This is a genomic window from Georgenia ruanii, assembly GCF_009193175.1.
Classification (GTDB): domain Bacteria; phylum Actinomycetota; class Actinomycetes; order Actinomycetales; family Actinomycetaceae; genus Georgenia; species Georgenia ruanii.
Genome location: NZ_VUKE01000002.1, coordinates 197,993 through 224,957, shown reverse-complemented (window position 1 = coordinate 224,957; position 26,965 = coordinate 197,993). Strand labels below are relative to the sequence as shown.

The window sequence follows — 26,965 nt, the reverse complement described above, 5'->3', positions numbered from 1 at the left end:
GTGACGCCTCGGCAAGCCACAACGCCGTCGGGCCCCACCACATCTGTGGTGAGGCCCGACGTGCGTGACATCTTCAGCGCCTGGAGCGCTCGCGCCGCGGCTACTGCCGGCGACGCGCTGCCTTGGCCTGCGCCCGGCGCTGCTCGCGGTTGCCCGCGTCCGCCGGCTGGCCGTCCTCGCCGGCCACCTGGGCGGCGGGCTCGCCGTCGCCCGAGACGCCGGTGGGCATGGTGCCGTCGAGCGCCGAGGCTGAGTACGACAGCCGCTGGGGCCGCTCCGGCGCCTCGAGGCCCAGCTCGTCCGTCGCCGGGGCGGCGGCGGAGGCGGCAGCCGAGGCCTTGCGCTTCCGGGCGTGCGCCGCCGCCTTCGCCGCGGTCGCCGCGGCCGAGGCGTTGTCGACGAGCTCGGACGGCGCGTTGACCGGCGCCTCCTGGCGCTTGACCTCGAGGTTGAACAGGTACCGGACCGACTCTTCCTTGATGGCCTCGTTCATGGCCTGGAAGAGCTGGTAGCCCTCGGTCTGGTACTCGACCAGCGGATCGCGCTGGGCCATGGCCCGCAGGCCGATGCCCTCCTTGAGGTAGTCCATCTCGTAGAGGTGCTCGCGCCACTTGCGGTCCAGCACCGACAGCACCACGCGCCGCTCGAGCTGGCGCATGACCTCCGAGCCGAGCTGCTCCTCGCGGGCGGCATAGGCGAGGTGGATGTCGGACTGCAGCTCCTCGGTGAGCATCTCGGCGCTCACCCGGGTGGCGTTGCCCGCCTCCTCGACGACGTCCTCGGGCGTGATGGAGACCGGGTAGGTGGTCTTCAGCTCGGTCCACAGCGCCTCGAGGTCCCACGTCTCCGGCGCACCCTGGGCGGTGTGCACGGTGACCAGTCCGGCGACGACGTCGTCGAGGAACGCCTGGATCTGCTGCTGGAGGTCCTCCCCGTCGAGCACCCGGCGCCGCTCGGCGTAGACGATCTCGCGCTGGCGGGACATGACGTCGTCGTACTTGAGGACGTTCTTGCGGATCTCGAAGTTGCGGGCCTCGATCTGCGCCTGGGCGCTGGCGATGCCGCGGGAGACGAACTTGTGCTCGAGCGGCATGTCGTCGGGGAAGGACGCGCTGTCCATCACCCGCATCGCCAGGCCCGAGTTGAACAGCCGCATGAGGTCGTCCTCGAGGGACAGGTAGAACCGGGACTCGCCCGGGTCGCCCTGACGGCCGGAGCGGCCGCGCAGCTGGTTGTCGATGCGCCGCGACTCGTGCCGCTCGGTGCCCAGCACGTACAGCCCGCCGAACTCCTTGACCTCGTCGTGCTCGGCGGCGGAGGCCTTCTTGGCGGCCTCCAGCGCCGCCGGCCAGGCGGCCTCGTACTCCTCGGGAGTCTCGGCCGGGTCGAGGCCCTGCTGCTTGAGGGTCTGGACGGCGATGAACTCGGCGTTGCCGCCGAGCATGATGTCGGTGCCGCGGCCGGCCATGTTGGTCGCGACGGTGACGGCGCCCTTGCGCCCGGCCATGGCCACGACCGCCGCCTCACGCTCGTGCTGCTTGGCGTTGAGGACCTGGTGCGGGATGCCCTTCTTCTTCAGCAGCGCCGAGAGGACCTCGGACTTCTCCACGCTCGTGGTGCCCACGAGGACCGGCTGGCCGGCGGTGTGCCGCTCGGCGATGTCGTCGACGATCGCCGTGTACTTCTGCGTGACGCCCTTGTAGATGAGGTCCGGCTGGTCCTTGCGGACCATCTCCTTGTTCGTGGGGATCGGCACGACGCCGATCTTGTAGGTGCTGGAGAACTCCGCCGCCTCGGTCTCGGCGGTGCCGGTCATGCCGGAGAGCGTGTCGTAGAGGCGGAAGTAGTTCTGCAGGGTGATCGTGGCCAGGGTCTGGTTCTCGGCCTTGATGGCCACCCCCTCCTTGGCCTCGATCGCCTGGTGCATGCCCTCGTTGTAGCGGCGCCCGGCCAGCACGCGGCCGGTGTGCTCGTCGACGATGAGCACCTCGCCGCTCTTGACGATGTAGTCCTTGTCGCGGTGGAAGAGCTCCTTGGCCTTGATCGCGTTGTTGAGGAACCCGATCAGCGGCGTGTTGAGGGACTCGTAGAGGTTCTCGATGCCGAGGTAGTCCTCGACCTTCTCGATCCCCGGCTCGAGCACGCCGACGGTGCGCTTCTTCTCGTCGACCTCGTAGTCGACCTCCGGCTTGAGCCGCGTGACCAGGCGCGCGAACTCGGCGTACCACTTGTTGACGTCGCCGGTGGCGGGGCCGGAGATGATCAGCGGCGTGCGGGCCTCGTCGATGAGGATGGAGTCGACCTCGTCGACGACGGCGAAGTGGTGGCCGCGCTGGACGAGCTCGCTGACCGACCACGCCATGTTGTCGCGCAGGTAGTCGAAGCCGAACTCGTTGTTCGTGCCGTAGGTGATGTCCGCGGCGTACTGCGTGCGCCGCTCGTCGGGGCTCTGGCCGGACAGGATCGTGCCGGTCGTCATGCCGAGGAAGCGGTGCACGCGGCCCATGAGCTCGCTCTGGTACCCGGCGAGGTAGTCGTTGACCGTGACGACGTGGACGCCCTTGCCGGTCAGCGCGTTGAGGTAGCTCGGCAGGGTCGCGACGAGGGTCTTGCCCTCACCGGTCTTCATCTCGGCGATGTTGCCCAGGTGCAGCGCCGCGCCACCCATGACCTGCACGCGGTAGTGGCGCTGGCCCAGCGTCCGGGTCGCGGCCTCACGCACGGTCGCGAAGGCCTCCGGCAGCAGGTCGTCGAGCTTCTCGCCGTCGGCGTAGCGCTGCTTGAACCGGTCCGTCTCCTCACGCAGCTCGGCGTCGGACATGGACGAGAACTCGTCCTCGAGCGCGTCAACCTGGTCCGCCATGGCGCTGAGCCGCCTGAGGACACGGCCCTCGCCCGCTCGCAGGATCTTGTCGAGGATCTTCGGCACGCGCCAGCTCCTGGTCGTCTCACGTCCACCGGACACGCCGGTGCGGGGCCCCGGATGGGCGCACCCGGTTTCCATAGTAGGCGGTGCCGCGCTGGGGCCACAGCCGCCACACACGCCGCCGGTGCACCACGGGCGGGGATCCGGCGCGCGGCGGCTCATCGGTGCGTCCGTGCGAGGGCGCTCAGCCCGCCCTCGGGAGCGCGCGGGCCAGGTCGGGCACGAGGTCGCCGTGGGCCTCGCCGTCGAGGCGCACGTCGTCCAGGCCGAGCCAGCCGGCCATCTCGCCCAGGGCCGCCGCGAGCTGCTCCGCCACCGCGCCGCGGGCGGGCCACGCCCCCGCCCCGGACCGGACCAGCCCGGGGACGGCGTCCCGCTCCTCCGGGTGGGCGGCCCGGACGAGGAGGGCGCCGGCCTGCCGGTCGGCCTTGAGGTCCACCCGCGCCACGAGGTGCTCGCCCAGCAGGAAGGGCAGCACGTAGTAGCCGTGCCGCCGGCGCGCGGCCGGGGTGTAGATCTCGATGCGGTAGTGCATGCCCCACAGGTCCCGCACCCGTCGGCGTTCGAAGACCAGCGGGTCGAAGGGCGCGAGCAGCGCGCGGGCGTCGGTCCGCCGCGGCAGGCGGGCCCCGGCGGCGAGGTAGGCCTCCTTCCAGCCCGGCACGTGGACGCGCTCGAGCGCGCCGTCCTCCACCAGGTCGGCGACGGCGACGGCGGTCGCCGCCACGGGCAGGCGGAAGTAGTCGGCGAGGCAGCGCACGGTGGCGACCCCGTGCGCGCGGGCGGCGATGGCGACCAGCTCGCGCACGGCGTCGGCGCGCGCCGGGACGGGCCCGGCGAGGACGTCGCCGGGCAGCACGCGCTCGGTGAGGTCGTAGGCCCGCTCGAACTGCAGCGTGCGCCCGGCGGCGGCGATCTCGCCGATGTTGAAGAGATGCTCCAGGGCGCGCTTGGCCGGCGTCCAGTTCCAGCCCCAGTGCTCCCGCGGCCCGCGCCGGTGCCCCAGCGCCTCGTGCACCTGGCTCGCCGTCACCGGGCCGGCCTCGCCGACGACGTCGCGCACGGCCGCGAGGATCTCGGGGTGGTGGGCCAGCTCGCGCCCCCAGTGGTCGCGGTGGCGGTAGTCCTCCATGCGCCAGCGCAGCAGCTGGTACGTGCGCGGCGGGAGGTAGGAGGCCTCGTGGGCCCAGAACTCCACCAGGCGGCGCGGCGCGCGCCCGCTGGCGCGGTCGACCAGCGCGACGTCGTAGGGCCCGAGCCGCGAGAAGAGCGTGAGCAGGTGCGCGCGGGCGAGCACGTTGACCGAGTCGATCTGGAGCAAGCCGATGCGGGCGATCACCCGCTGCAGGTGGGCCATGGTGGGGGCGGCGGGGCGGGGCCGGTCGAGGCCCTGGGCGGCGACGGCGACGCGGCGGGCCTGGCCGACGGTCAGCGTGCGGCCCGGCCGGAGCGAGCGGGCCCGGCCGGCGGGGCGCGCGGCGATGGTGGTCACGTGCCCATCGTGCCCGGCGGCACCGACATCGACGCGCGAAGCCCTCGCCGGCGGCAGCGACAATGGCCGCCTGGCCTCCGACCAGAATGGCAATCCGGCGGCGACCAGAATGACAATCTGGCTGCTGGGGGGCAGGGTCAGGGCGCGGCGAGGCGCAGGTCGGCGACCAGGGCGTCGAAGGCCTCGTCGAAGCCGGGCTTGCCGCTCAGCCGGACGACCGCGGAGGGGTGCGTGGTCACCACGACGCGCACCTCGCCGTCGGGCCCGGGACGGCTCAGCGGCGCGCCGCGCTCGGCGGTGACCCGGACCTCCCGGCCCAGGACCGCCCGCGCCGCGGTGGCGCCCAGGCACACGACGACGCCCGGGCGCACCGCCGCCAGCTCCGCCTCCAGCCACGGCAGGCACGCCTCGACGTGCGCGACCCCGGGCGTCTTGTGGATGCGCCGCTTGCCGCGCATCTGGAAGCGGAAATGCTTGACGGCGTTCGTGACGTAGACGCCGGAAGGGTCGATGCCCGCCGCCTCGAGGGCGTCGTCGAGGATGCGGCCGGCCGGGCCGACGAAGGGCTTGCCCTCGCGGTCCTCCCGGTCGCCGGGCTGCTCGCCCACCAGGACGACGCGCGCCCGGTCGCTGCCGGTGGAGAAGACCACCTGGGTCGCGTCCGCCCACAGCTCGCAGCCGCGGCAGCCCGGGGCCGCCGCCCGCAGGCCGTCCACGTCCGCCTCCGGCGGGACCCACCGCTGCGCGCCGGGCCGCTCCTCGGTCATCTCCCCTCCTGCCCCGCCACCGCCGCGGGACGGGCCGCGATGTCGCCGAGCCGGTCCGCGAGCGCGATGGCGTCGACCGGCGCCCGGACCTTGACGTCGTTGTCGAAGTACACGTACACGTCGCGCCCCTCGCCGTGCCACCGGCGGATCTTCTCCGCCCAGGTGTCCAGCGCGGCGTCGGTGTAGCCGCTGACGTAGAGCTCCTGGTCGCCGTGCAGGCGCACGTAGACGATCTCCGCGGTGGCCTCCTCCAGCAGCGGCCAGCGGCCGGCGGTGTCCGCGACGACGGCGGCCACGCCGTGCTCGCGCAGGAGCGCCGTGAAGGCGGGGTCGCGGTAGCTGGGGTGGCGGACCTCCATGGCGTGGCGCAGCGGCCGGTCGGCGTCGGTGGTGGTCCAGGTCTGCTCGTCGGTGAGCCGGTCGTCGTGCCCGGCGGCGAGCGCGGCCGCGGCGGTGGTGGTGCGCGGCAGCTGGGCGAGGAAGGCGTCGACCCGCTCGGCGTCGAACGGCAGCTGTGGCGGGAGCTGCCAGAGCACCGGGCCGAGCTTGTCCCCCAGGGCGAGGACGCCGGAGGCGAAGAAGTTGGCCAGCGGGGTCGCGACGTCGACGAGCTTCTTCATGTGGGTGATGAACCGCCCGCCCTTGACGGCGAAGACGAAGCCGGGCGGGGTCTGCTCGGCCCAGGCGCGGTAGCTGGGCGGCCGCTGCAGGGAGTAGAAGGACCCGTTGATCTCCACGCTGGACAGGTGGCTGGCCACGTAGGACAGCTCGCGCCGCTGGGGCAGCCCGCGGGGGTAGAACACCCCGCGCCACGGGGCGTACCGCCACCCCGAGATGCCCACCCGCACGACCATGGGCCCGACTGTATTGGCGGGCGGCGACGGCGGCGCGGCGGTGTACTGGCGGGCGGCGACGGCGGCGCGGCGGCCACCGCGGCTATGGTTCCGGCGACACCCCCGTCCGGATGGCCGGGCACGTCGCCGCGCGCACGCACGCCCGGCCGCCCGAAACACCACCACCGAGGAGCACCATGCCCGCCGTCACCGTCAAGGACGTCGTTATCGGGGAGGGCCGGCCGAAGATCATCGTCCCGCTCACGGGGGCCGACGTCCCGGCGCTGCACGCCGAGGCCTCCGCGCTGGCCGGGCACCCGGTCGACGTCGTCGAGTGGCGCGTCGACCACCTCGCCGCGCCAGCCGGACCCGACCAGGTCGGCGCCGTCGCCCGGGAGCTCGCCGGCGCGCTGGGCGGCCTGCCGCTGCTCGTCACCGTCCGCACGGCGGCCGAGGGCGGCGCCCGGGCGATCGACGACGCCGCCTACGGTGCCCTGTGCCGCGCCATCGTGGCCTCGGGGGCGGCCGACCTCGTCGACGTCGAGCTCTTCCGCGACGAGGAGGTGGTGCGCGGCCTGGTCGCCGCCGCGCACGACGCCGGGGTCGCGGTCGTCATGTCCAGCCACGACTTCGCCGCGACGCCCCCGCGGGCGGAGCTCCTCGCCCGGCTGCGGCGCATGCACGGCCTCGGCGCGGACATCCCCAAGATCGCTGTCATGCCGGCCGACCCGGGCGACGTCCTCGTCCTCCTCGAGGCGACGTGGACGATGCACCGCGAGCTCCCGGACGTCCCGCTCATCACCATGGCGATGGCCGGCACCGGGGTCGTCTCCCGCCTGGCCGGGGAGGTCTTCGGCTCCGCCGCGACGTTCGGGACCGTCGGTGCGGCCTCCGCGCCCGGGCAGGTCGACGCCGACGAGCTGCGCCGCACGCTGGACCTCCTCCACCGGGCCCGCTGAGCACCCGGGACCGTCCCGGCGGGACCCGGCGGTCCGGCGTGGGCCCGGCGCGAGCCGGGGCCCGGCACGAACCGGGGCCCGGCACGAACCGGGGCCCGCCGCGGTGGCGGCGGGCCCCGGGAGCAGCAGCGTCAGGCGTGGTTGGCGGCCACCGCGGGCACGGCCGGCGCGGCGTTCTCGGCCGCGGCGGACGCGTCCGGCTGGTGGTCGGCGATCACCGCGTTGAGGCGGATGACGCCATAGGTCCAGCCGTGGCGGTGGTAGGCCACGCACGGCTGGCCGGTCTCGTCGTCGATGAACAGGTAGAACGGGTGCCCGACGAGCTCCATCTCGTACAGGGCCTGGTCCACCGTCATGGGGGTCGCCTCGAGGCACTTCTGGCGCACGACCACCGGGGAGTCCCCGAGCTGGCTCTCGACCGCCTCGCCCGGGGTGGTCGGCGGGATCACCCGCTCCGCCGCCTCGTCTTCCAGCGCCTCCGGCACGGGCACCAGGGCGTCCGCCGGCGTCGGGGTGGCATAGCGATGGTGGTTCTTGCGCCGATCACGCGCGCGCCGCAGCCGCTCGACGAGCTTGCCCGCCGCGAGGTCGAGAGCGCCGTAGCGGTCCGAGGCCTTCGCCTCGGCCCGGATCACCGGGCCCTTGTCGCGGACGGTGATCTCGATGCGTTCCGCCTGGTCCGCCAGTCGCGGGTTCTTCTCGTGCGTGAGCTCGACCTCGACGCGCTGCGCCCGCGGCGCGAGCTGCTCGATCTTGGCGAGCTTCTCCTCGACGGCGGTGCGGAAGCGGTCGGCGATCTCGGTGTTGCGACCCTTGACGACGATCTCCATGGTGACCTCCAGCGGTCCTTAGACGTGGGGGCTCTGCCGGCCCCGGACTCGTGCTGCTCGCCAGGCTCACGGGCGAGCGGTTGGGGTGGTGACCACCTCCTCCAGGACCCGTCCGGACCCGGGCGGCGCCGTCTCGACACCTCGCCTGCGGGATGGGACTGGCTCCATGCATCAACGCTAGTCGCTTCGGGAAGGGCGATCATCCCCTTGGTCCCACCCGCGCGTCCACCGCTGGCGATAGCGTGGAAAGCGCACCATGGCGCCGATTCCCCAATTTCCGCGCAATCTGGCCGAAAGTGGCCCACAGGCGCCACGGAAGGTTAGCGGAACGCAGAAGTCCGGTGAGGCGAGGTTCGGACCTCTTCGCCCTAGGAGCGGCGTGTCGCCCGGGCGGCACGCCCGGGGGCCGGCGTCGAGGCGAGCACGAGCGCGCCGGCCACCCGGCCGCCGCGCTGCTCCACCGCCGCCCGGCTGGCGGCGAGGGTGGCGCCGGTGGTGAGCACGTCGTCGACCAGCACGACGACGGCGCCGGCGGGCGGCGCGGCCAGCGCCACCACGGTGCCCGCCCGGTTGGCCGCCCGCCCCCGCGCGCCCAGCCCCGCCTGGTGGGCGCCGCCGCGACGGCGCCGCAGGACGTCGACGACGAGCACCCGGCCCGGGCCGGGCTCCGCCGCCTCGCGCAGCCCGCGCGCCATGCCCCGGCCGACGGCGTCGGCCAGGTCGGCGACGACGAGCCGGCGCGCGACGCGGCGGCGCCAGCCCGACGGCGCGGGGACGACGAGGACCTGGCGGGCGCCGACGATCTCCCGGCGCAGGTCGGCGTCGCCCGCCCAGGTCCGGGCGGCCTCTGCGGCGCCGGCCAGCACGGCGGGGGCGATGTCCTGGCGGCGGTGGGTCTTCCAGGCCAGGACGATCGCCCGCAGCGGGCCGCGGTAGGGCCCGAGGGACCAGGTGGGCAGCGGGCGGCCGGTCCACTCCCCGGCGAGCATCGGCGCGTCATCCTCGCACCGCTCCGGCCGCGCCTGCAGCAGGGCGCGGCAGTCCGGACAGAGCGCGACGTCCCAGCGCCCGCACCCGGCGCACTCGACGGGCACGACGAGACCGGCGGCGTCGGCCAGGGCGCCCGCCGCCCGGCGGGCGGCGTCGGGGACCACGACGCCCAGCCTGGCGCACCGGGACCGCTTCGCGGGCGGCGGCCGGGCCGGGCTGGGGACGGCGGGGCGAGAGGGCGCCAGCAGGTCGGTCAGCCGGGCAGCGTCGGGTAGTACGCGTCGGTGTAGACCGGGCGCCAGGCGGCGCCGTTGCGCTCGAACACCCGCCCGGACTCCGTGCCCAGCATGATCGAGCGGTCCCCGCGGCCGGCGGTGATGGTCGCCGCCCCCTCGACCACCGGAAGGCGCTTGGTCGGGCCGCCGATCGGCACCAGGTGCACGGCGGGGGCGGCGTCGCCGCCGGAGGTGCCCAGGACCGCCACCGTGCGCTCGTCGACCCACACCACCTGGCTGGCGTCGTCGACGCGCTCGCCGATGCGCACCGGCTCGGCGAGGGACCGGGGGCTGCCGTCGACGTTGCGCACCACGGGGGCGGCGTCGATGACGGTCGAGCCGCCCGACTGCCACACCACCACCGCGCGGGCGCCGTCGCGGGAGATCCGCAGCGCCTTGACCGTGCCGCCGGCGAGCCAGGCGGCGCCGACGTCGGTGCGGGTGCCGTTCGCGCGCACGGCGACGAGCCGGCCGTCGTTGGCGGCGGGGGCGGTCCACGCCCAGCCGCGCCGGTCCACCGTCGGCGCCACGAGGTCCTTGCCCTGGGCGAGCTCGACGGGTGGGGCGTCCTCGGTGGGGGCGGCGAGGAGACGGTCGGGGCCGTCGAGGAAGACGGCGGGTCCGCCGTCGTACCCGACGGCCGGGAAGCGGGGGGTGGTCCCGGCGAGCTGGTCGGACCCGGGCGTGGGCACGACCTCGCCGTCGATCACGCCGGCGAGGGAACCGTCGGCGACGACGGTGAGGTTGGTGCTGGTGTAGGGGTAGGCGGGCAGCTCGGGCACCGCCTCGGTGACCTCGTAGGGGGCGCTGGCGGCGGTGACCTGGACCTGCTGCACGCCGGGGACGTCGCGCAGGGTGCGCTCGAGCTGGGCGACGAACAGCGCCCGCTGGTCCGGCTCGGCGCTGAGCGAGTCCGCCGACAGGTCCACCCGGGCGACGCCGTCGGCGACGGCGACGGACTCGACCGTCATGCGGGTGCCGGTGGGCACCATGGTGACCACGCCGGGCTCGAGCCACGGCGAGGGGCCCTGGAGCAGGCCGCGCACCAGGGAGGTGGCGAGGTTCTGCTGGGGGAACCAGCGCACCTCGGGCACGAACGCGGCGTGGTCGGGGGTCAGGAAGTGCAGCGTGCTCTCGACGTAGACCGAGGAGAACGACGCCGCCGAGAGCAGCACGCCGTCGTCGAGGTCGATGATGCGCCACTCCCCCTGGGCGTTGCGGGCGAGGGTGAAGCTGGTCTCGATGACGCTCTGGGTGGCGGACTCGGTGTACCGGCCGGCGGAGTCCACCGACGCCTGGCCGGCCACGCTGAGGTTGACGGCGCCGTCCGGTCCGCGGTCGTAGCGGGGTGTCTGGCTGTCGGCGAAGACGCGCACCTGCTCCAGCGGCTGCCACGCCTGGGCGGCGGGGCCGGCGAGGTACTGGCGAGCGACGAAGAAGTCGTCGGAGTAGCCGGCCGCGGAGGCGGTGAGGAAGCCGCCCACGATCGCCTCCGGCTCGGCGCCCACCTGCGGCCCGGTGGCGAACAGGCCGATGCCCTCGGAAGCGGGCAGGTCCGGCTGCGAGGCGGTGACCGGCCCCGTTCGTGGCAGGCTGACGCAGCCGGCCAGCAGCGCGCTGGCGCCGAGGGCGGCCAGGGCCGCGCGCAGCCGGCGGCTCATCGGTCCGCCTCGTCGTCGGCGTCGGCGGCGATCGCGGCGGCCACGGTGGCGCCGGCGGGCGTAGCGACCGGTGCACCGGCGGGCGCCGCGACACCCGCCGCGGCGGGAGCGACGGCGGCGACGGGCCGAGCGGCTGCCGTGACGGAGCCGGCGTCCGCGGTCGTGCCGGCTTCCTCCGGCCACAACGCCACCGGCGGGCGTCCGACGGCGGCCCCCGCCCGCCGCGGCAGGGTGAGCAGGAAGGACGAGCCGACGCCCTGGCGGCCCGTCGCCTCGAGCGTGCCGCCGTGCAGGCGGGTGTCCTCCATGGCGATGGACAGGCCCAGCCCGGTGCCGCCGGTCGTGCGGGCGCGCGCGGGGTCCGCCCGCCAGAAGCGGTCGAAGACGTGGCCGGCGGCCTCCTCGCTCATGCCGACGCCGTGGTCCAGCACGCGCACCGCGACGGCGCCGGGCGTGCACCGGACGGTGATGTCGATGGGCCGTCCCTCGCCGTGCTCGATGGCGTTGACCACGAGGTTGCGCAGCACCCGCTCGATGCGGCGGGCGTCGATGTCCGCGGTGCACGTCCCCTCCGGGGTGTCGACGCGCACCGCGGACCCCTTGCGCTCGGCGAGGATCGCCGACATCTCCACCACCCGGGTGACGACGTCGCGCAGGTCGCGCTCCTCGCAGTCCAGGACGGCCGCGCCGGCGTCGAAGCGGGAGATCTCCAGCAGGTCGGCGAGCATCGCCTCGAAGCGGTCCAGCTGGGCCTGGAGGAGCTCGGCCGAGCGGCGCACCACCGGGTCGAAGGCGTCCTTGTTGTCATGGATGACCTCGCTGGCCATGCGGATGGTGGTCAGCGGGGTGCGCAGCTCGTGGGAGACGTCGGAGACGAACCGTTGCTGGAGCCGGGAGAGCTCCTCCATCTGCTCGATCTGGCGCTGCAGCGAGGCGGCCATCTCGTTGAAGGACTCGCCCAGGAGCGCGAGCTCGTCGTGCCCGCGCACGTCCATGCGCTCGTCGAGCAGGCCGTCCGCGATGCGCTCGGCGGTGTACGCGGCGTCGCGCACCGGGCGCAGCACCCAGCGGCTGATGAGCCAGGCCAGCGCGGCGAGCAGCAGCACCAGTCCGACGGCCCCCACCGCGAGGATGCGGATGACCAGCCCGATCGTCTGCTCCTCGGGCTCGAGGGTGTAGACGATGTACAGCTCGTAGGCGCCCGCCGCGGGCAGGGTCACCGGCGCGCCGACGACGATGCCCGGGGCCTCGCCGTCGGCCATGGGCACGCCGACCGGCTGCCAGTGCTGGCCGCCGCCGCCCTGCACGGCCCGGCGCAGCGCGGGCGTGACGAGCTCGCGCACCGCACCGTTGGTGGCCGGTTCCGCGAAGGTCACCGAGGAGGCGGCCTCGGGCGAGCGCATGAGGACGGCGCCGACGGCGCCGGCGGTGGCGGCCGACTGGGCCTTCGTGATCCAGTCGGCGGCGATCGACTGCACCTGCGGGGCGGTGGTGGCGACCGCCGAGTCGAACGCCTGCTGGGCGTCGCGGGCACGCAGGGCGGCGTCCTCGAGCATCTGGTCGACGCGCTGGTCGTACAGCCGGTCGCGGATCTGCCCGGACAGCACCCCGCCGAGCAGGGCGAGGGCGAAGAAGCCGCCGACGACGGTCACGCTCACCACGCGGACGCTCAGGGAGGTGCGCCAGCGGCGGACGAGCCGCTTGACCTTGCGGCGCAGGCGAATGCGCAGGCTGCGGCGGGTGCGCGGCCGGTAGGTGGTCGCCGGGCCGTCCGGGTGGGCGATCGAGCCGAGATCGTAGGCAGGGCTGACGAGGCCCGGGACGAGCTCGGGCTCGGGCTCCTCGGCGTCGGCGGCGCGCGCAGGGGCGGCCGCCGGCTCCTGGCCGGGGCGGGGGCCGGCCGCGGCGTCGTTGGGCCCGGCGGGCCGCCCGGGCTCGCTCGGGGTCGGCCCGCCGGACTCGGCGGGCCCGGGCCGGGCGCCGAGGCCGCCGGGGCCCAGGGCGGACGGGATCACGCCTGGGGGGTTCCCGCGCGGTAGCCGACCCCGCGGACGGTCACGACGACCTCGGGGTGCTCGGGGTCCTTCTCGACCTTGGCGCGCAGCCGCTGCACGTGGACGTTGACGAGGCGGGTGTCGGCGGCGTGGCGGTAGCCCCAGACCTGCTCGAGCAGCACCTCGCGGCTGAACACCTGCCAGGGCTTGCGGGCGAGGGCGACGATGAGGTCGAACTCCAGCGGCGTGAGCGAGATGAGCTGCTGGCCGCGGCGGACCTCGTGGCCGGCGACGTCGATCTCGAGGTCGCCGATGCGCAGCCGCTCGGGCTCGGGCACGTCCTGGCGGCGCAGCCGGGCGCGCACGCGGGCCACGAGCTCCTTGGGCTTGAACGGCTTGGCGATGTAGTCGTCCGCCCCCGCCTCCAGGCCGGCGACGACGTCGAGGGTGTCCGACTTCGCCGTGAGCATGACGATGGGGATGTCGGACTCCGCGCGGATGGTGCGGCAGACCTCGATGCCGTCCATGCCGGGCAGCATGAGGTCGAGGAGGATGAGGTCAGGGTTCTCGGCGCGGAAGATCTCCGGGGCCTGGGCGCCGTCCGCGCAGTAGATCGGCTGGAAGCCCTCGGCTTCGAGCACGATGCCGATCATCTCTGCCAGCGCGGTGTCGTCGTCCACCACCAGGAGCCGTGCACTCATGCGCCCATGGTCCCAGATTTTCGGCCGCTAGTGTCCCCTTGTGCGGCCGACATGCGTCACAAGCGCGTCTCACCGCACAGTGGGGCCGACCGCCGCCGGGATGTAGGCCCAGGTGGCGCGGCGAGGCCGGGCCATCGCCGTGGCCCGGTCGTGGGACGATAACACCGACGACCCAGCGGGGACACCGTCCCCCCGTGAAGGAGGCGCCGCCATGTCGACGAACGAGCCGAGCCCCGAGCCGAGGGGCCCCGAAGGCGCGTCGCCCCACGATCCGGCCGACGACGGCGCGACCCCCGCGAGCGGTCCGGCGCCGTCCACGTGGCACGGGCGGGGACCGGGCGGGCCGGCACGGCCCTGGCGCGAGCAGCCGGGTCAGCCGCCGCAGTACGGCCAGTACGGCGCCTACGGCGAGCAGACCCCCCAGCCCGCGCCCCAGCCGCCCCACGGCGCGTCGGGGCAGCAGCCGTCCGCGCCGCAGTACGGCCAGTACGGCGACCAGACGCCCCAGCCGCCGCAGTACGGCCAGTACGGCGCCTATGGTCAGCCGGCCCCCGACCCCCGGTACGGCGCACCGGATCCGGGCGCCCAGCAGGCCCAGCCCCAGTACGGGCAGTACGGCGCCTACGGCCAGCAGGCCCAGCCGCAGTACGGCCAGTACGGCCAGTACGGCGCCGGGTTCCCGCAGGCCCCGCCGGCCGGGTTCGGCGGCGCGGCCCAGCCGGGCATCGTCCCGCTGCGCCCGCTCAACGTCGGGGAGATCCTCGACGGCGCCTTCCGCTCGATCCGCGCCAACCCGAAGGTGATGTTCGGGCTCTCGCTCGTCGTCATGGCCGTGCTGTCGGTGATCCAGGCGATCTTCGTGGGCATCTTCGTCAACCAGGCCATGCCCTTCATGTCGTCCGCGGCCACCCCCGAGGAGCTGGCGGCGCTCGGGGTGGGCAGCAGCATCGGCTACCTCGCGGCCTCGATCGCCGTCTCGTTCGCCTCCGTCGTGCTCACCGGGCTGCTCATCATCTCCGTGAGCCAGTCGGTGCTCGGCCGGGTCATCTCCATCCATGACCTGTGGGCCCAGGCCAAGGGCCAGGTCTGGCGCCTGATCGGCCTGACCGTGCTGCTCGGGCTCATCGGCCTCGCCGTCGCCGTGGTTGTCGCCGTCGTCGCCGTCCTGCTCATCGGCGGCGTCGCCGCCGCCGGCGGCAGCAGCGGCGGGGCTGCGGTCGCCGTGCTGCTCACGCTGCTCATCGTCTTCGGCGCCGTCGTCCTCGCGGTCTTCCTCGCCGTCCGCCTCGGCCTGGCCGCCCCGGCCCTCATGCTCGAGCGCAGCGGCGTGGGCGACTCCCTCAAGCGTTCCTGGGGGCTGACCGGCGGGCAGTTCTGGCGCATCTTCGGCATCCTCGCCCTGGCGTACATCATCGTCGGGGTCCTCAACTCGGTGCTGCTCGTGCCGCTGAGCGTCATCGGCGCCCTCGCCGGGCCCTCCGGGGCGCTGTCGGGGACCATGCTCGTCGTCTCCAGCGTGCTCTCGGTCCTCATCTCCGCGCTGACGACGCCGTTCCTCTCCGCCGTCCTCGCCCTGGTCTACGTCGACGTGCGGATGCGCAAGGAGGCCCTCGACGTCGAGCTGGCCCGGGCGGCGGAGGCCGCCTGACGTGCTGGTCGCGCTGAGCAGCCAGCTCGTGCCCGTCGCCCCCGACGCCGCCGAGGCGCGGCGCTGGGCCGAGCACGAGCTGGCCAAGGCCGTCTACGACACCTCCCCCAGCCTCGTCGAACGCCTGCTGGACTGGCTGCGCGAGCTGTTCGACGCCCTGGGCCGGCTCGGCGGGCAGGCCCCGCCGCTCGTCGTGCCCGTCGTGCTCACGATCGTCCTGGCCGGCCTGCTCGCCGTCGGCCTGCTGCTGGGCGGGCGGGTCCGACGCCGGCGCGTGGCCGGCGCCGCCGCGGGACCGGCGCTCTTCGACGATCACCGCTCGAGCGCGGACCTCACCCGCGCGGCCGACGACGCCGCCCGCCGCGGCGACTTCACCACCGCCGTCCTCGAGCGCTTCCGCGCCGTCATCCGCGGCCTCGACGAGCGCGGCCTGCTCGACGACCGGCCCGGGCTGACCGCGCACGAGGCCACCGGGCTCGCCACGACCGCCCTGCCCGCCCTCGCCGGCGAGCTGGACGACGCGGGCCGGCTCTTCGACGACGTGCGCTACGGCCACGCCGCCGCCGGCCCCGAGGAGGACGCGACGATGCGCCGCCTGGCCGAGCAGGTCACCCACGCCCGGCGCCCGGCCCCGGCGGTGGCGTCGTGAGCGCCGCCCTCGCCGCGCCGTCCGGGCCCGCCACGGCCCCCGGCCCGGGCGCCGCGCCCGGCGCCGCCCCGGCCCCCGCGCGCCCCGGCGGCCCGCCCGGCTGGTGGCGGCGCCACCGGCTCGCCGTCGCCGTCGTCGTGGTGTTCCTCGGCCTCACCCTCCTCGCGTACGCCCTGTCCACCCGCACCTCCAGCCGTCCGCTCGCGCCCGACAACGCCGAGCCCGGCGGCGCCCGCGCCGCCGCGCAGATCCTCGGGGAGCAGGGCGTGCGGGTGCGCGAGGCGACCTCGCTCGCCCAGGTCGGCGCCCTCGCCGGGCCCGGCACCACCGTCCTGGTCACCGACCTCGGCCTGCTGGGCGAGGAGCAGCGCGCCGGCCTGCTCAGCACCGGCGCGGACCTCGTGCTCGTCGGCGCCACCTTCGGCACCCTCGACGGCTTCGGCGCCCTCACCCCCGGCGGGGCCGGGTCGACCCACCCCGTCCCCGCGCGCTGCGCCGACCCCGACGCCACCGCCGCCGGCGAGATCTCCTTCACCCGCGGCTCGGTCACCGCCGCCCCGGCCGCCGGCGCCGTCGTGTGCTTCCCCGTGGGCACCGCGGGGGCCGGCGCCTACGCGGTGTGGCACCACGGCGACCAGACCCTGCGCTACCTCGCCGACTCCCGGCTCGTGACCAACGCCCACCTGGCCGAGGCGGGCAACGCGGCGCTGACCTTGCGGATGCTGGGGCACCACCGCGACCTCGTGTGGTATCTGCCCTCCCCGCTCGACGCCGGCTCCGTCGACGCGTCCGTGCCCACCGTCCCCGTGCGCGCCGCGCTCGTCGGCGCGGCGCTGGTCGCCGCCGTCGTCCTCCTCGCCCTCGCCCGCGGCCGGGCGCTGGGTCCGGTGGTCACCGAGGTCATGCCGGTCGTGGTCCGCGCGGCCGAGACCACCCGCGGGCGAGGCCGGCTCTACCGCCGCTCGCGCGCCTACGACCACGCGGCCGCCGCGCTGCGGGCCGGCACCGCCACCCGCCTCGCCCGCACCCTCGGCGTGCCGGCCTCGGCCGACGCCGCGACGCTGCAGGCCGCCGTCGCCCGCGCCACCCACCGGCCGCCGGAGCAGGTGGGCGACCTGCTCCACGGCGCGCCCCCCGCCGACGACCGTCAGCTGCTGGCCCTGGCCACCGCCCTGGATACCCTGGAAAGCGAGGTTCACCGATCGTGACCCACCCCCCGTACGGTCAGCCGCCCGCCCACCCCGGCGCCCCGCTGGCGCCGGGCCCCCTGCCTGCCGTGCCCGACGGGGCGCCGGCGGACCACCGGGCCGGCGCCGACGGCCCCGGCAACGGCCTCGGCGACCGTTACGCCGCGGGCGGCGCGCACGCCCTGACGCCGGGCGAGAGCCAGCAGCCCGGGGCGCCCGCCCCGGCGCCGTCCGCCGCGCCGTCGGAGGCGCGCGCCAAGCTCGGGCAGGTGCGCGAGGAGGTGGCCAAGGCCGTCGTCGGCCAGGACGCCGCCGTCACCGGCCTGGTCATCGGCCTGCTGTGCGGCGGGCACGTGCTGCTCGAGGGCGTGCCGGGCGTGGCCAAGACCCTCCTGGTGCGGGCCCTGGCGGCGAGCCTGGACCTGGACACCAAGCGGGTGCAGTTCACCCCCGACCTCATGCCCGGGGACGTCACAGGTTCCCTCGTCTACGACGCGCGCACCGCGGAGTTCTCCTTCCGCGAGGGCCCGGTGTTCACCCACCTCATGCTCGCCGACGAGATCAACCGCACCCCGCCCAAGACGCAGGCCTCCCTGCTCGAGGCGATGGAGGAGCGGCAGGTCTCCGTCGACGGCGTCCCGCGCCCGGTCCCCGACCCCTTCATGGTCATCGCCACCCAGAACCCGGTGGAGTACGAGGGCACCTACCCCCTGCCCGAGGCCCAGCTGGACCGGTTCCTCCTCAAGCTCGTCCTCCCGCTGCCCGAGCGGGCCGAGGAGATCGAGGTGCTGCGCCGTCACGCCGCCGACTTCAACCCCCGCGACCTCGCCGCCGCCGGCGTGCGCCCGGTCGCCGGCGCGGCCGACCTCGCCGCCGCCCGCGCCGAGGTCGCCCGGGTGCAGGTCGGCCCCGAGGTGCTCGGCTACGTCGTCGACCTCGTGCGCGCCACCCGCACCTCCCCGTCGCTCTCCCTGGGCGTCTCCCCGCGCGGGGCGACGGCGCTGCTCGCCACCGCCCGGGCGTGGGCGTGGCTGTCCGGGCGGGCCTACGTCACCCCCGACGACGTCAAGGCGCTCGCCCTGCCCACCCTGCGGCACCGCGTGCAGCTGCGTGCCGAGGCCGAGCTCGAGGGCGTCACCGCCGAGACGGTGCTGGCCGGCGTGCTCGCCGCGGTGCCGGTGCCGCGCTGATGGTCCCCACCGCCCGGGCGGCCGCGCTCGCCGCGGCCGGCGTCGTGCCGGTCGTGCTGTGGCCGCGCTGGGCGATGCTGTGGACGTGGCTGGCGCTCGTGGTGCTCGCGTGCGTGGCCGACGCGCTGCTGGCGGCCCGGCCGCGCGACGTCGTCGTGCGCCGCGAGGTCCCCCACGCGGTCCGGCTGGGCGAGCCGGCCACCTCGACGCTCACCCTGACCCATCCCGGCCCGCGCGTGCTGCGCGCCCTGGTGCGCGACGCGTGGCCGCCCTCGGCGGGCGCGACGGACAACCGCCACCGCGTCGCCGTCCCGCCCGGGGAGCGGCGCCGGGTGCGGACCGCGCTGGTGCCCACCCGCCGCGGCGACCGCGACGCGGACCTGGTCACCGTCCGCGCGTTCGGGCCCCTGGGCCTGGCGGCCCGGCAGGCCTCCCTGCCCGCCCCCGCCACGCTGCGGGTGCTGCCGGCCTTCGCCTCCCGCCGGCACCTGCCCTCCCGCCTCGCCCGGCTGCGGGAGATGGACGGGCGCGCCGCGGTCCAGGTGCGCGGGCAGGGCACCGAGTTCGACTCGCTGCGCGAGTACGTCATCGGCGACGACGTGCGGGCCATCGACTGGCGGGCCACCGCCCGGCGCGGCGACGTCGTCGTGCGCACCTGGCGGCCCGAGCGGGACCGGCGGGTGCTGCTCGTGCTCGACGTCGCGCGCCTGTCCGCGGCCCGGCTCGGCGACGCGCCGCGGCTGGACGCCCAGATCGAGGCGGCGCTGCTGCTCGGTGCGCTCGCCGCGCGCGCCGGGGACCGGGTGGACCTCGTCGCGGTGGACAGCCAGCTGCGCGCCCGGGTGGCCGGGTCGCACGGGCCGGGGCTGGTCGGCGAGCTGGCCGCGGCCATGGCGCCGCTGGAGCCGTCGCTGGTGGAGCTGAGCTGGCCTCGGGTGACGCAGGTGGTGCGCGACACGCTGTCCCAGCGGGCGCTGGTCGTGCTGCTCTCCGCGCTCGAGCCCTCGGCGGTGGCGTCCGGGCTGCTGCCCGTCGCCCAGGCGCTGTCCAAGGACCACACGGTGGTGCTCGCCTCGGCCGCGGACCCCGAGGTGGCGGCGATCCGCCGGGACCGGCACAGCGCCGACGCGGTCTTCGACGCCGCGGCGGCCGAGCGCGGGGAGCTCGAGCGCCGGGCGGTCGCGGCGCGGCTGCGGCGCCGCGGGGTGGAGGTGGTCGAGGCCGGTCCGGACGAGCTGGCCCCGGCGCTGGCCGACACGTACCTCGCGCTCAAGGCGGCCGGGCGGCTCTGAGGCGCCGACGGCTCCGACACGGGAGCCGCGCGCGGGCTGCTCCGACACCGCCCGGCGGGCGGCTCTCAGGCGTGCCCGGCCGCGCGGCGGGGCGCGCCGCGGGTCAGCGGATGACGCCGATGCGCACCCGCCAGTCGTGGTCGCTGAGCTCCTGGCGCGAGACGGTGTAGTCGTGCACCCGCGGCGGCACGGTGTCCCCGCGCAGCTCGATGCCGTAGCTCGAGGCCCCGGGCACGTCCGCGAAAGTCACCGACCAGTCGCACCCGAGGTTGGACGGCCGGGGCGCGCCACGGAGCGGTGCCGTCGCGAGCACCTTGCCGTCCTCGTCACGCAACTGGACCGAGGCGGCCGCGAAGAAGGTGTCGCTGTAGTCGATCGCCGAGCAGTCCGCCTTCGGCCCGGCCATGGCGTCCGAGACCACCACGGTCAGCCCCGAGATGGGAGTTCGCACCTCCCCGCCCGAATGGGCTCCCGCCGTGATGAGCCCCGCTCCCACCAGCACGACGGCCCCCGCCCCCACCAGCTGCCAGCGCAGCGACCGCCTCATGACGACCACCTCCAGCCCCCCCGCGCAGCGCGCCGCCGCCCCGATGCAGCAGGCCACGCACGCCTGGCCATCACTTGTCGACGATAGCCGCGCCGTCGCCGCCGACAAGGGGATGACGCCCGCTTTCACCCGGTGCGGCGCGGCGTGTCGGTCTCCGCGTGTCGCGGGGTGCGGTCGGTTCGCCTCCGCCAGCCGCGCCGAGGCGCATCTCCCACCCCACGCCCGCGGCCGCGCCACAATGAGCCCATGGCACTGCCCTGGGCCCCGCCCGCCGACGCCGCCGGGTTGCGATGAGGCAGGCCGGCGCGCCGTCGTGGTCGCTGAGCGTCGCCACGAGCACCGACCCGGCGCCCGAGCTGTACGTCCGCGACGCGCTGGGCCTGGACACCTCAGCGGAGCCGACGTCGCCGCCCCGGCTCGACCCGTCGGCACCCGACCGCCGCGGCCTGCTCACCGCAGCCGAGCGTGCCGAGGCGGCGGCGCAGTGGCCGCGGTGGTGGCGCGAGACCTTGCGACTGCAGGCCCGCCTCCAGGACCCGGCCGACGGTCCGCACGACTTCCCCAGGTGGCACCGCGCCCACGCCGAGGAACGCGCGCGCACGGTCGGTGAACCGCCGGACTTCGCCGGCCTGGCGCCCTTCCCGGCGCTGCGGCGCGCCGTCGTCGCGCTGCACCCGGAGGCGGTGCGGTGGCGGCCGCATCCCGCGCGACCCGAGCCCGAGCTGGCACGCGCCTTCACCGAGGATGCCGGCGCCGTCGCCGAGTCGGTCATCGCGGCTCACGGCGTCGCCCCCGACGCGGTGCGCGGATCGCTCCTCGGGCTCGCCGTGCCGGGGACCTGGTGGGCGACGGTCGAGCCCGGCGTCATCGTCTGCTCGCTCGCATGCCTGGAGGACCCACACCTGGGGCCCGAGCTGGTCCGCGAGGCGTTCGAGTCGCGGCTGCGCGGCGGGCCCGCTTCCCGGCGTCCCGGCGCGCACGGGTGACCGCAGATTCTTGTCGTCCCGAGGAGACCCTGATGCCCAGCCCTGACGCCGCGAGCTGGTCGAGCTCCGAGGCCCCGAGCTGGGTGAACACCACGCACGACTGGGCCGCCGGCGTCGACCGTGCGCACCTCGCCGCCATCCGCCGCGCCCCCGACGCGCACGCCCCTGGCGGCGCGCTGCACCTCGTCCTGGAGGTCCTGGCCTACGCCGACGACGAGGCCGAGGCGCTGGGGCGACGGGGACGATGCCGCGTCACCGTTCACGAGGACGGCTCGATCCGCATCGCCGACGACGGCCGCGGCACCGACACGCGACGCGACCGCGCCGGGCGGGTGATCAAGAAGCCGGTGATGGCGACCAAGGACCTGCGCTTCTTCGACGCCGGGCACGACGCCCTGCTGCCCGATGGTCGCCCGCGCCGCGGGATGTCGGTGGTCGCCGCCCTGAGCCGGTGGCTCGTTCACACCAACCGCCGCCACGACGGCGCCTGGACCCAGCGCTACGAGCACGGCCTGCCGGTCACGGACCTCGTCCCGCTCGACGACCGGCCCGACGGCGTCGACGACCGGCCCGGCACCCGCACCGGCAGCGGGGCGCACGCCGCCACCGGCACCACCGTCCACTTCCTCGTCGATCACCACCTGGTGGACCGGCCGACCACCACCCCCGACGAGGTCCGCGCCGCGGCGCGCTTCTCATGGCTCTCGGTCGAGGTCACCACGGGCGCCGCGCCCACCTGAGGGACGGCGGGCGGGGGAACGCCGTCGTCGGACCGTGTCCCAGGGTTGGCGGTCGACGACGGCGCCGGCGGCCGAGCTCAGCCCGCCTGGGCGAGGGTGTGGCCGGCCAGGTCCTGCTCGAGGTCGCCGGTCTCCCCCGCCCGCACGGCGCGTCGGCCGAGCACGAGGGTGTAGGTCCAGTACCCGGCGAGGACCAGGGCGCCGACGGCGATCTTCGCCCACGTCGGCAGCGAGGACGGGGTGACGAAACCTTCGACGAGCCCCGACAGGGCGAGCACGAGCACGAGCCCGACCGCCACCGTGATCAGCGCCCGGCCCTCGGTGGCCAGTGCGCGCGAGCGGGTGCGACGCCCCGGGGCGACCGCCGTCCAGAACAGCTTGAGGCCCGTCCCACCGGCGATGAAGATCGCCGTCAGCTCCATCAGGCCGTGCGGCAGGATCAGCGCGAAGAACACCCGCACGTCCCCGAAGACCGCCATGATGGCGCCGGCCTGCCCCACGCCCACCGCGTTGGCAAGGAGCACGTAGGCGGGGAAGACGCCGGTGATGCCCAGCCCGACGCACTGCGCGGCGATCCAGGCGTTGTTGGTCCACACCTGAGCGGCGAAGTCGGGGGCGGGGTAGTTCGAGTAGTACGCCGCGAACGCCTCCTGGGCGTACCGCTCCAGCTCGGCCGGGCTGCCGAGCTGGGCGATCACCGCCGGGGTGCGCGCCGTCCAGAAGCCCACGACGACGGCGACCGCGACCCAGGCGACCATGACCGCGACCGTCCACCACCGCACCCGGTAGAAGGCGGTGGGCAGGGTGATCGTGAAGAAGCGCGCGAGGTCGGCCAGGCGCAGCTCGTGGGTGCCGGCCACGCGCCCGCGCGCCTGACCGAGCAGGCCGGAGAGCCGGCCCACCAGGTAGGGGTCGGGGGCGGAGGTCCGCACGGCCGAGAGGTGCCCGGCGGTGGCCTGGTAGAGGCGGACCAGCTCGTCGGCCTCCGGGCCGGTGAGCCGGCGCTGCTTGCTCAGCTGCTCGAGGCGGTCCCACTCGGCGCCATGCACCGCGGCGAAGGCGTCGGTGTCCACACCGGTACCCTGCCACACATGACCACCCCCTCCCGCCGCCGCGGCCCGGAGGCCGCCCTCACGCGCGCCCGGCTGCAGGAGGACCTCATCATCACCGGCGAGGCGGTCGCGCTGGACATCCGGCCGACGTCGGTGGGCATGCGGGTGCTCGGTGGGCTGGTGGACGCCCTGGCCTACCTTCTCGGCGCGGTCGGGCTGCTCATCCTCGCCACCCGGCTGCTCTCCGGCCTCAACGACGCCCAGATCGGCGTGGTGCAGGTGGTCACGTTCGCCGTCGTCATGGTCATCGCCCCCACGGTGGTCGAGACGCTCACCCGCGGGCGGTCGCTGGGCAAGTGGGCCACCGGCACCCGCGTCGTGCGCGACGACGGCGGCCCGGTGCGCCTGCGCCACGCCCTCGTCCGGGCGCTGGCGGGGGTCGGGGAGCTGTGGCTGACGGCCGGGTCGGTCGCCGTGGTCGCCGCGGCGGTCAACCGGCGCGGCAAGCGGCTGGGCGACCTGCTCGCCGGCACCTATGCCGTCCGGGTGCGCGGCGGGGCCCGGCCGCCGGCCCCGCTGGCCATGCCGCCGGAGCTGGCCGCCTGGGCCGCCGGGGCGGACATCCGCGCCCTGCCCGACGGGCTGGGCCTGTCCGTGCGGACCTTCCTCGGGCGCGACTCGATGACGCCGCAGCGCCGTGCCGAGCTCGGCGCGCACCTCGCCGCCCAGGTGGAGCCGTTCGTGGCGCCGCCCCCGCCGTGGGGGACCCCGCCGGAGCGCTTCCTCGCCGCCGTGCTGGTGGCCCGGCGGGACCGGGAGCTCGCCGCGGGCCTGCGCGCCCAGGAGCGCGAGCGGGCCGAGGCGGCGCAGATCGGCCGGCTGCCCTTCGAGATTCGCGGCTGACCTCCCCGCCGCTGCCCCTGCTCGTCGCGGGTCGTCCGCGTTGTCCGTGCGCCTCTCGGCACTCCTGAGCCAGCCATATGCGGTGCTAAGTCAGCCGTAGCGTTCCTGCGGCAGTCGCGCGCCCTTCCGGGTAAACAATGTCAGGCTATTCCTGACCTTCTTTACCCATAAGCACGTGTGCCCGCGGGGCAACCGCCTCGAGACGTGTGCCCGCGGGGCAACCGCCTCGGCACGTGTGCCCGCGGGGCAACCGCCACAAAACGTGAGCCCGCGGGGCAACCGCCTCAAAACGTGAGCCCGCGGGGCAACCGCCTCGGCATGTGCACCGCGGGGCAACCGCCTCGGCACGCACCGGCGACGCGGCCCGGGCGAGGGCTGCTTCCCGCGCACAGGCCACGCCGGCACGTCACAGCTCGCGGACGGCCAGGTCGGGGTAGCTCACCACCAGCCCCGACGCGTCGACCCGCAGCTCGGTCGCTACCTCGAAGGCGGGCGCCGCGTAGGCATACCTGCCCTCCTCCCCCGCCAGGCGCTCGTACCTCTGCGCCAGCCGCTCGACGGCGAGCAGCGGCACGCGCACGTAGGCCGCCGGCGCCTCGGCCCGCGCGCCCGGCGCCAGACCCAGCCGGTGCACGGGCAGGGCGTTGGTGAGCACGGAGGACTCCAGGTCCAGGTCCAGGCACCCCTGCAGCTGCGGAGCGGTGCGGCCGTCAAGCCGCCACGAGCCGGTGCCGTCCGCCTCCACCTCGAGGTGGAACAGCCCGGACGTGCACCGCGACGTGATCCGCGCGTGGTGGGTGGTCCAGCTCGCGTCGACCTCCACGAGGTACTCCACCATCCACGTCTCCCCCGCCTCCACGGCGGTGGTGCCCCCCTCGAGCCGCCACCCGGTGCCGTGCGTGCGCAGGTAGGCCACCTCGAAGCCGACGCGGGCGCCGGCGTGGCGCCAGGCCGCCGTCGTCGGCGGGGGTAGCCAGCCGCCGCCGTCCATCCCCGGGGCGCCGGCGGGAGACCGCCCGCCGGCCACGCCCGCGCCGCCCGGTACCGGCGCCCCCTCCGGCCCGCGCGCCGCGTCGGGCGCCACCGGGTCGCCGGGCCCGGGGCCGCTCACGCGAACGTCACGTCGGTGGCGGGCACGACGACGGCTCCCTCGGCGGCGAGCTCCTCCTCCACCGCGCGGGCGAGCTCGGCCGCCGGCGCCTCGTCGTCGAACGTGGCGTGCGCGCCGCTGGGGATGGTCACCCGGAAGCCGGCCTGCAGCCCGGCGCGGCCGGTGGCCCGGATGCAGTAGTCGCTCTGCAGCCCGGCCACGACCACGTGGTCGACGCCGCGCTCGCGCAGCGCCCCGACCAGGCCCGGGTCCGCCCCCAGCGCGTCGGAGGCGGACTTGCGGACGAGCAGCTCGCCGTCGTGCACCTCGAACACCAGCGCCCACCCGGCGGAGCCCGGCTCGTCGGGGTAGCCTGGCGGCCCGTCGTTCTGCACGTGGACGACGACGGCGCCCGCCGCCCGCGCCCGGGCCAGCAGGTCGAGCAGCGCCGGGCGGATCGCGCCCGCCGCCGGCACCGCCCCCTCCCCCTCGAGCAGGTTGCGTTGGGCGTCGACCACCATCAGCGCTGTCGCCATACCTCAAGTGTGACCCCGGTCACCAGCGGCCGCCCCGCCTGACCAGGGGCGGCCCGCCGGCGGGCACCGAGCCCGCACAACACCCTCGACACCGGCTGAACACGCGTGTAGCGTGTTGAACGTGCGTTCAGCGAAGGCGAGCACACCGGCGGACCTCACCGCCCGGGCCCGCATCCGCGACGCGGCCATCCGCCGCTTCGCCGCCGACGGCATGGCCGCCCCGCTGCGCGCGGTCGCGGCCGACGCCGGGGTGAGCCCCGGCCTGATCCTCCACCACTTCGGCTCGCGCGCCGGGCTGCGCGCCGCGTGCGACGAGCACGTCCTCGCCGAGATCCGCGAGAGCAAGACGGCGGTGCTCAGCCCGACCGGCGGCACCGGGGCGTTCCTCGCCCAGCTGGCGCAGGTCGAGGGCTACGCCCCGCTGGTGGGCTACGTGCTGCGCTGCCTGCAGGCCGGCGGGCAGCTGGCGAGCGACCTCGTCGACCACCTCGCCCGGGACGCCGTCGCCTATCTCGGCGAGGCCGTGGCCGCCGGCACGGTCCGCGCCAGCCGCGACCCGGAGGGCCGGGCTCGCCTGCTGACCGAGCAGGCCCTCGGTGCCCTGCTCCTCCAGCTCCCCGCCCGCCAGGACCACCTCGACCTCGACGCGCTGCCCGCCTGGCTGCACGGCTACCTCGAGCGGATCGCGCTGCCCGTGCTCGAGATGCTCACCGAGCCGCTCCTTCCCGACGCCACCTTGCTCGAGGCCTATCTGGCCTCGCGCCCTGACTGACCGGAGACCCCCATGGTCGACCTCGCGATCGAGGCCCGCGGCCTCGTGAAGTCCTTCGGCACCACCCGCGCCCTCGACGGCTTCTCGCTGCGGGTCCAGCGCGGCCAGGTCGCCGGCTTCCTCGGGCCCAACGGCGCCGGGAAGTCGACCACCATCCGGGTCCTGCTCGGCATGCTCCGCGCCGACGCCGGCACCGCCGCCGTGCTGGGGTGCGACCCGTGGGCCGACGCCGTCGCGATCCACCGGCGCACCGCCTACGTGCCCGGCGACACCAACCTGTGGCCGAACCTCACCGGCGGGGAGGCCATCGACCTGCTCACCCGGCTGCACGGCGCCGAGCGGCCGCGGCGGCGCGCGGAGCTGCTCGCGCGCTTCGAGCTGGACCCCACCAAGAAGGCGCGCGCGTACTCCAAGGGCAACCGGCAGAAGGTGGCCCTGGTCGCCGCCCTGGCCTCCGACGCCGAGCTGTTCCTGCTCGACGAGCCCACCGCCGGCCTGGACCCGCTCATGGAGGCGGTGTTCACCGACGAGGTGCGCCGCCTGCGCGACGAGGGCCGCACCGTCCTGCTCTCCAGCCACATCCTCGCCGAGGTGGAGAAGCTCTGCGACACCGTGACGATCATCCGCGCCGGCCGCGACGTCGAGTCCGGCACCCTCGCCCACCTGCGCCACCTCACCCGCTCCACCGTGACGGCGACGACGGCGGCGGACCCGGCCGCGCTGCGCGCCGCCCCCGGGGTGCACGACCTGGCCTACGACGACGGCTTCCTCACCTTCGACGTCGACTCCGCCCACGTCCCCGCCGTCCTCCGGGTGCTCGCGGATGCCGGCGTGGAGAACCTCACCATCGCCCCGCCGTCGCTGGAGGAGCTGTTCCTGCGCCACTACGGCGACGACGTGCGCGAGCACGCGGAGGTCGGTGCCCGATGAACGTCACCGCCGAGG

Annotated in this window: 24 protein-coding genes; 11 read left to right on the top strand and 13 right to left on the bottom strand. The window is 75.7% G+C overall.

What is annotated here, in order from left to right:
• Positions 1-100 precede the first annotated feature (100 nt).
• The 4 genes from secA to GD880_RS03985 form a co-directional block, all read right to left on the bottom strand.
• A complete protein-coding gene (gene secA / locus GD880_RS04000) occupies positions 101-2,929 on the bottom strand; it encodes a preprotein translocase subunit SecA (RefSeq protein ID WP_152230323.1) in 2,829 nt (942 codons plus the stop codon).
• 181 nt (positions 2,930-3,110) lie between these two features.
• On the bottom strand, positions 3,111-4,409 hold the full coding sequence (locus GD880_RS03995) for a DNA glycosylase AlkZ-like family protein (protein ID WP_226909374.1): 1,299 nt from the start codon (positions 4,407-4,409) through the stop codon (positions 3,111-3,113).
• Between the two features lie 146 nt (positions 4,410-4,555).
• Positions 4,556-5,185: a UdgX family uracil-DNA binding protein gene (locus GD880_RS03990; RefSeq protein ID WP_152230322.1), complete on the bottom strand. Its 630-nt coding sequence runs from the start codon at positions 5,183-5,185 to the stop codon at positions 4,556-4,558.
• Positions 5,182-6,039 carry a DUF72 domain-containing protein gene (locus GD880_RS03985; protein WP_152230321.1) on the bottom strand — a complete coding sequence of 286 codons (858 nt, stop codon included), beginning with the start codon at positions 6,037-6,039 and terminating at the stop codon, positions 5,182-5,184. Before GD880_RS03985 ends, GD880_RS03990 begins: the two co-directional genes overlap by 4 nt.
• A gap of 176 nt (positions 6,040-6,215) precedes the next feature.
• Here GD880_RS03985 and aroD point away from each other — a divergent pair, with 176 nt between their 5' ends.
• A complete protein-coding gene (gene aroD / locus GD880_RS03980) occupies positions 6,216-6,977 on the top strand; it encodes a type I 3-dehydroquinate dehydratase (protein ID WP_152230320.1) in 762 nt (253 codons plus the stop codon).
• A gap of 131 nt (positions 6,978-7,108) precedes the next feature.
• Here aroD and hpf read toward each other — a convergent pair whose 3' ends face one another.
• The 5 genes from hpf to mtrA form a co-directional block, all read right to left on the bottom strand.
• Positions 7,109-7,807 (bottom strand): ribosome hibernation-promoting factor, HPF/YfiA family, encoded by a 699-nt coding sequence (gene hpf, locus GD880_RS03975; protein ID WP_152230319.1) that lies wholly within the window; start codon positions 7,805-7,807, stop codon positions 7,109-7,111.
• A 368-nt stretch (positions 7,808-8,175) separates the two neighbouring features.
• Complete coding sequence (locus GD880_RS03970) at positions 8,176-8,961, bottom strand: ComF family protein (RefSeq protein ID WP_226909362.1); 786 nt, start codon at positions 8,959-8,961, stop codon at positions 8,176-8,178.
• An 89-nt stretch (positions 8,962-9,050) separates the two neighbouring features.
• On the bottom strand, positions 9,051-10,733 hold the full coding sequence (locus GD880_RS03965; protein WP_152230318.1) for an LpqB family beta-propeller domain-containing protein: 1,683 nt from the start codon (positions 10,731-10,733) through the stop codon (positions 9,051-9,053).
• Positions 10,730-12,748 carry an MtrAB system histidine kinase MtrB gene (mtrB, locus tag GD880_RS03960; protein ID WP_152230317.1) on the bottom strand — a complete coding sequence of 673 codons (2,019 nt, stop codon included), beginning with the start codon at positions 12,746-12,748 and terminating at the stop codon, positions 10,730-10,732. Before mtrB ends, GD880_RS03965 begins: the two co-directional genes overlap by 4 nt.
• Positions 12,745-13,428: an MtrAB system response regulator MtrA gene (mtrA, locus tag GD880_RS03955; RefSeq protein ID WP_152230316.1), complete on the bottom strand. Its 684-nt coding sequence runs from the start codon at positions 13,426-13,428 to the stop codon at positions 12,745-12,747. Before mtrA ends, mtrB begins: the two co-directional genes overlap by 4 nt.
• 211 nt (positions 13,429-13,639) lie before the next feature.
• Here mtrA and GD880_RS03950 point away from each other — a divergent pair, with 211 nt between their 5' ends.
• The 5 genes from GD880_RS03950 to GD880_RS03930 all read left to right on the top strand — a co-directional run bounded on the left by GD880_RS03950 (position 13,640) and on the right by GD880_RS03930 (position 19,394).
• The gene (locus GD880_RS03950) at positions 13,640-15,076 is read left to right on the top strand and encodes a glycerophosphoryl diester phosphodiesterase membrane domain-containing protein (protein ID WP_152230315.1); all 1,437 of its coding nucleotides are present in this window, start codon (positions 13,640-13,642) and stop codon (positions 15,074-15,076) included.
• Position 15,077: 1 nt separating this feature from the next.
• Positions 15,078-15,725 (top strand): DUF4129 domain-containing protein, encoded by a 648-nt coding sequence (locus GD880_RS03945; protein WP_152230314.1) that lies wholly within the window; start codon positions 15,078-15,080, stop codon positions 15,723-15,725.
• Positions 15,722-16,933 (top strand): DUF4350 domain-containing protein, encoded by a 1,212-nt coding sequence (locus GD880_RS03940; RefSeq protein ID WP_152230313.1) that lies wholly within the window; start codon positions 15,722-15,724, stop codon positions 16,931-16,933. The genes GD880_RS03945 and GD880_RS03940 overlap by 4 nt, the downstream gene beginning before the upstream one ends.
• A 161-nt stretch (positions 16,934-17,094) precedes the next feature.
• Complete coding sequence (locus tag GD880_RS03935) at positions 17,095-18,102, top strand: AAA family ATPase (protein WP_152230423.1); 1,008 nt, start codon at positions 17,095-17,097, stop codon at positions 18,100-18,102.
• Positions 18,102-19,394: a DUF58 domain-containing protein gene (locus GD880_RS03930; RefSeq protein WP_152230312.1), complete on the top strand. Its 1,293-nt coding sequence runs from the start codon at positions 18,102-18,104 to the stop codon at positions 19,392-19,394. Before GD880_RS03935 ends, GD880_RS03930 begins: the two co-directional genes overlap by 1 nt.
• A gap of 103 nt (positions 19,395-19,497) precedes the next feature.
• Here GD880_RS03930 and GD880_RS03925 read toward each other — a convergent pair whose 3' ends face one another.
• Positions 19,498-19,941, bottom strand: a complete 444-nt coding sequence (locus tag GD880_RS03925; RefSeq protein WP_152230311.1) for a hypothetical protein — start codon at positions 19,939-19,941, stop codon at positions 19,498-19,500.
• A 290-nt stretch (positions 19,942-20,231) separates the two neighbouring features.
• Here GD880_RS03925 and GD880_RS20210 point away from each other — a divergent pair, with 290 nt between their 5' ends.
• Together GD880_RS20210 and GD880_RS03910 are read left to right on the top strand one after the other, a co-directional pair.
• Positions 20,232-20,927: a hypothetical protein gene (locus tag GD880_RS20210; protein WP_193314349.1), complete on the top strand. Its 696-nt coding sequence runs from the start codon at positions 20,232-20,234 to the stop codon at positions 20,925-20,927.
• Between the two features lie 32 nt (positions 20,928-20,959).
• Complete coding sequence (locus GD880_RS03910; protein ID WP_226909361.1) at positions 20,960-21,667, top strand: ATP-binding protein; 708 nt, start codon at positions 20,960-20,962, stop codon at positions 21,665-21,667.
• A gap of 77 nt (positions 21,668-21,744) precedes the next feature.
• Here GD880_RS03910 and GD880_RS03905 read toward each other — a convergent pair whose 3' ends face one another.
• On the bottom strand, positions 21,745-22,740 hold the full coding sequence (locus GD880_RS03905; RefSeq protein ID WP_152230308.1) for a stage II sporulation protein M: 996 nt from the start codon (positions 22,738-22,740) through the stop codon (positions 21,745-21,747).
• Between the two features lie 18 nt (positions 22,741-22,758).
• On the opposite strand from GD880_RS03905, the gene GD880_RS03900 reads away from it, so the two are divergent.
• Positions 22,759-23,622, top strand: a complete 864-nt coding sequence (locus tag GD880_RS03900) for an RDD family protein (RefSeq protein WP_152230307.1) — start codon at positions 22,759-22,761, stop codon at positions 23,620-23,622.
• 406 nt (positions 23,623-24,028) lie between these two features.
• Here the strand turns inward: GD880_RS03900 and GD880_RS03895 are convergent, their stop codons facing one another.
• Entirely contained in the window at positions 24,029-24,733 is a 705-nt protein-coding gene (locus tag GD880_RS03895) for a putative glycolipid-binding domain-containing protein (RefSeq protein ID WP_226909360.1), read from the bottom strand.
• Entirely contained in the window at positions 24,730-25,248 is a 519-nt protein-coding gene (locus GD880_RS03890) for a cysteine hydrolase family protein (RefSeq protein ID WP_152230306.1), read from the bottom strand. Before GD880_RS03890 ends, GD880_RS03895 begins: the two co-directional genes overlap by 4 nt.
• A 121-nt stretch (positions 25,249-25,369) precedes the next feature.
• On the opposite strand from GD880_RS03890, the gene GD880_RS03885 reads away from it, so the two are divergent.
• Both GD880_RS03885 and GD880_RS03880 read left to right on the top strand, forming a co-directional pair.
• Positions 25,370-26,020 (top strand): TetR/AcrR family transcriptional regulator, encoded by a 651-nt coding sequence (locus GD880_RS03885; protein ID WP_226909359.1) that lies wholly within the window; start codon positions 25,370-25,372, stop codon positions 26,018-26,020.
• Between the two features lie 12 nt (positions 26,021-26,032).
• Positions 26,033-26,950: an ABC transporter ATP-binding protein gene (locus tag GD880_RS03880; RefSeq protein WP_152230305.1), complete on the top strand. Its 918-nt coding sequence runs from the start codon at positions 26,033-26,035 to the stop codon at positions 26,948-26,950.
• The last annotated feature ends 15 nt before the right edge of the window (positions 26,951-26,965 follow it).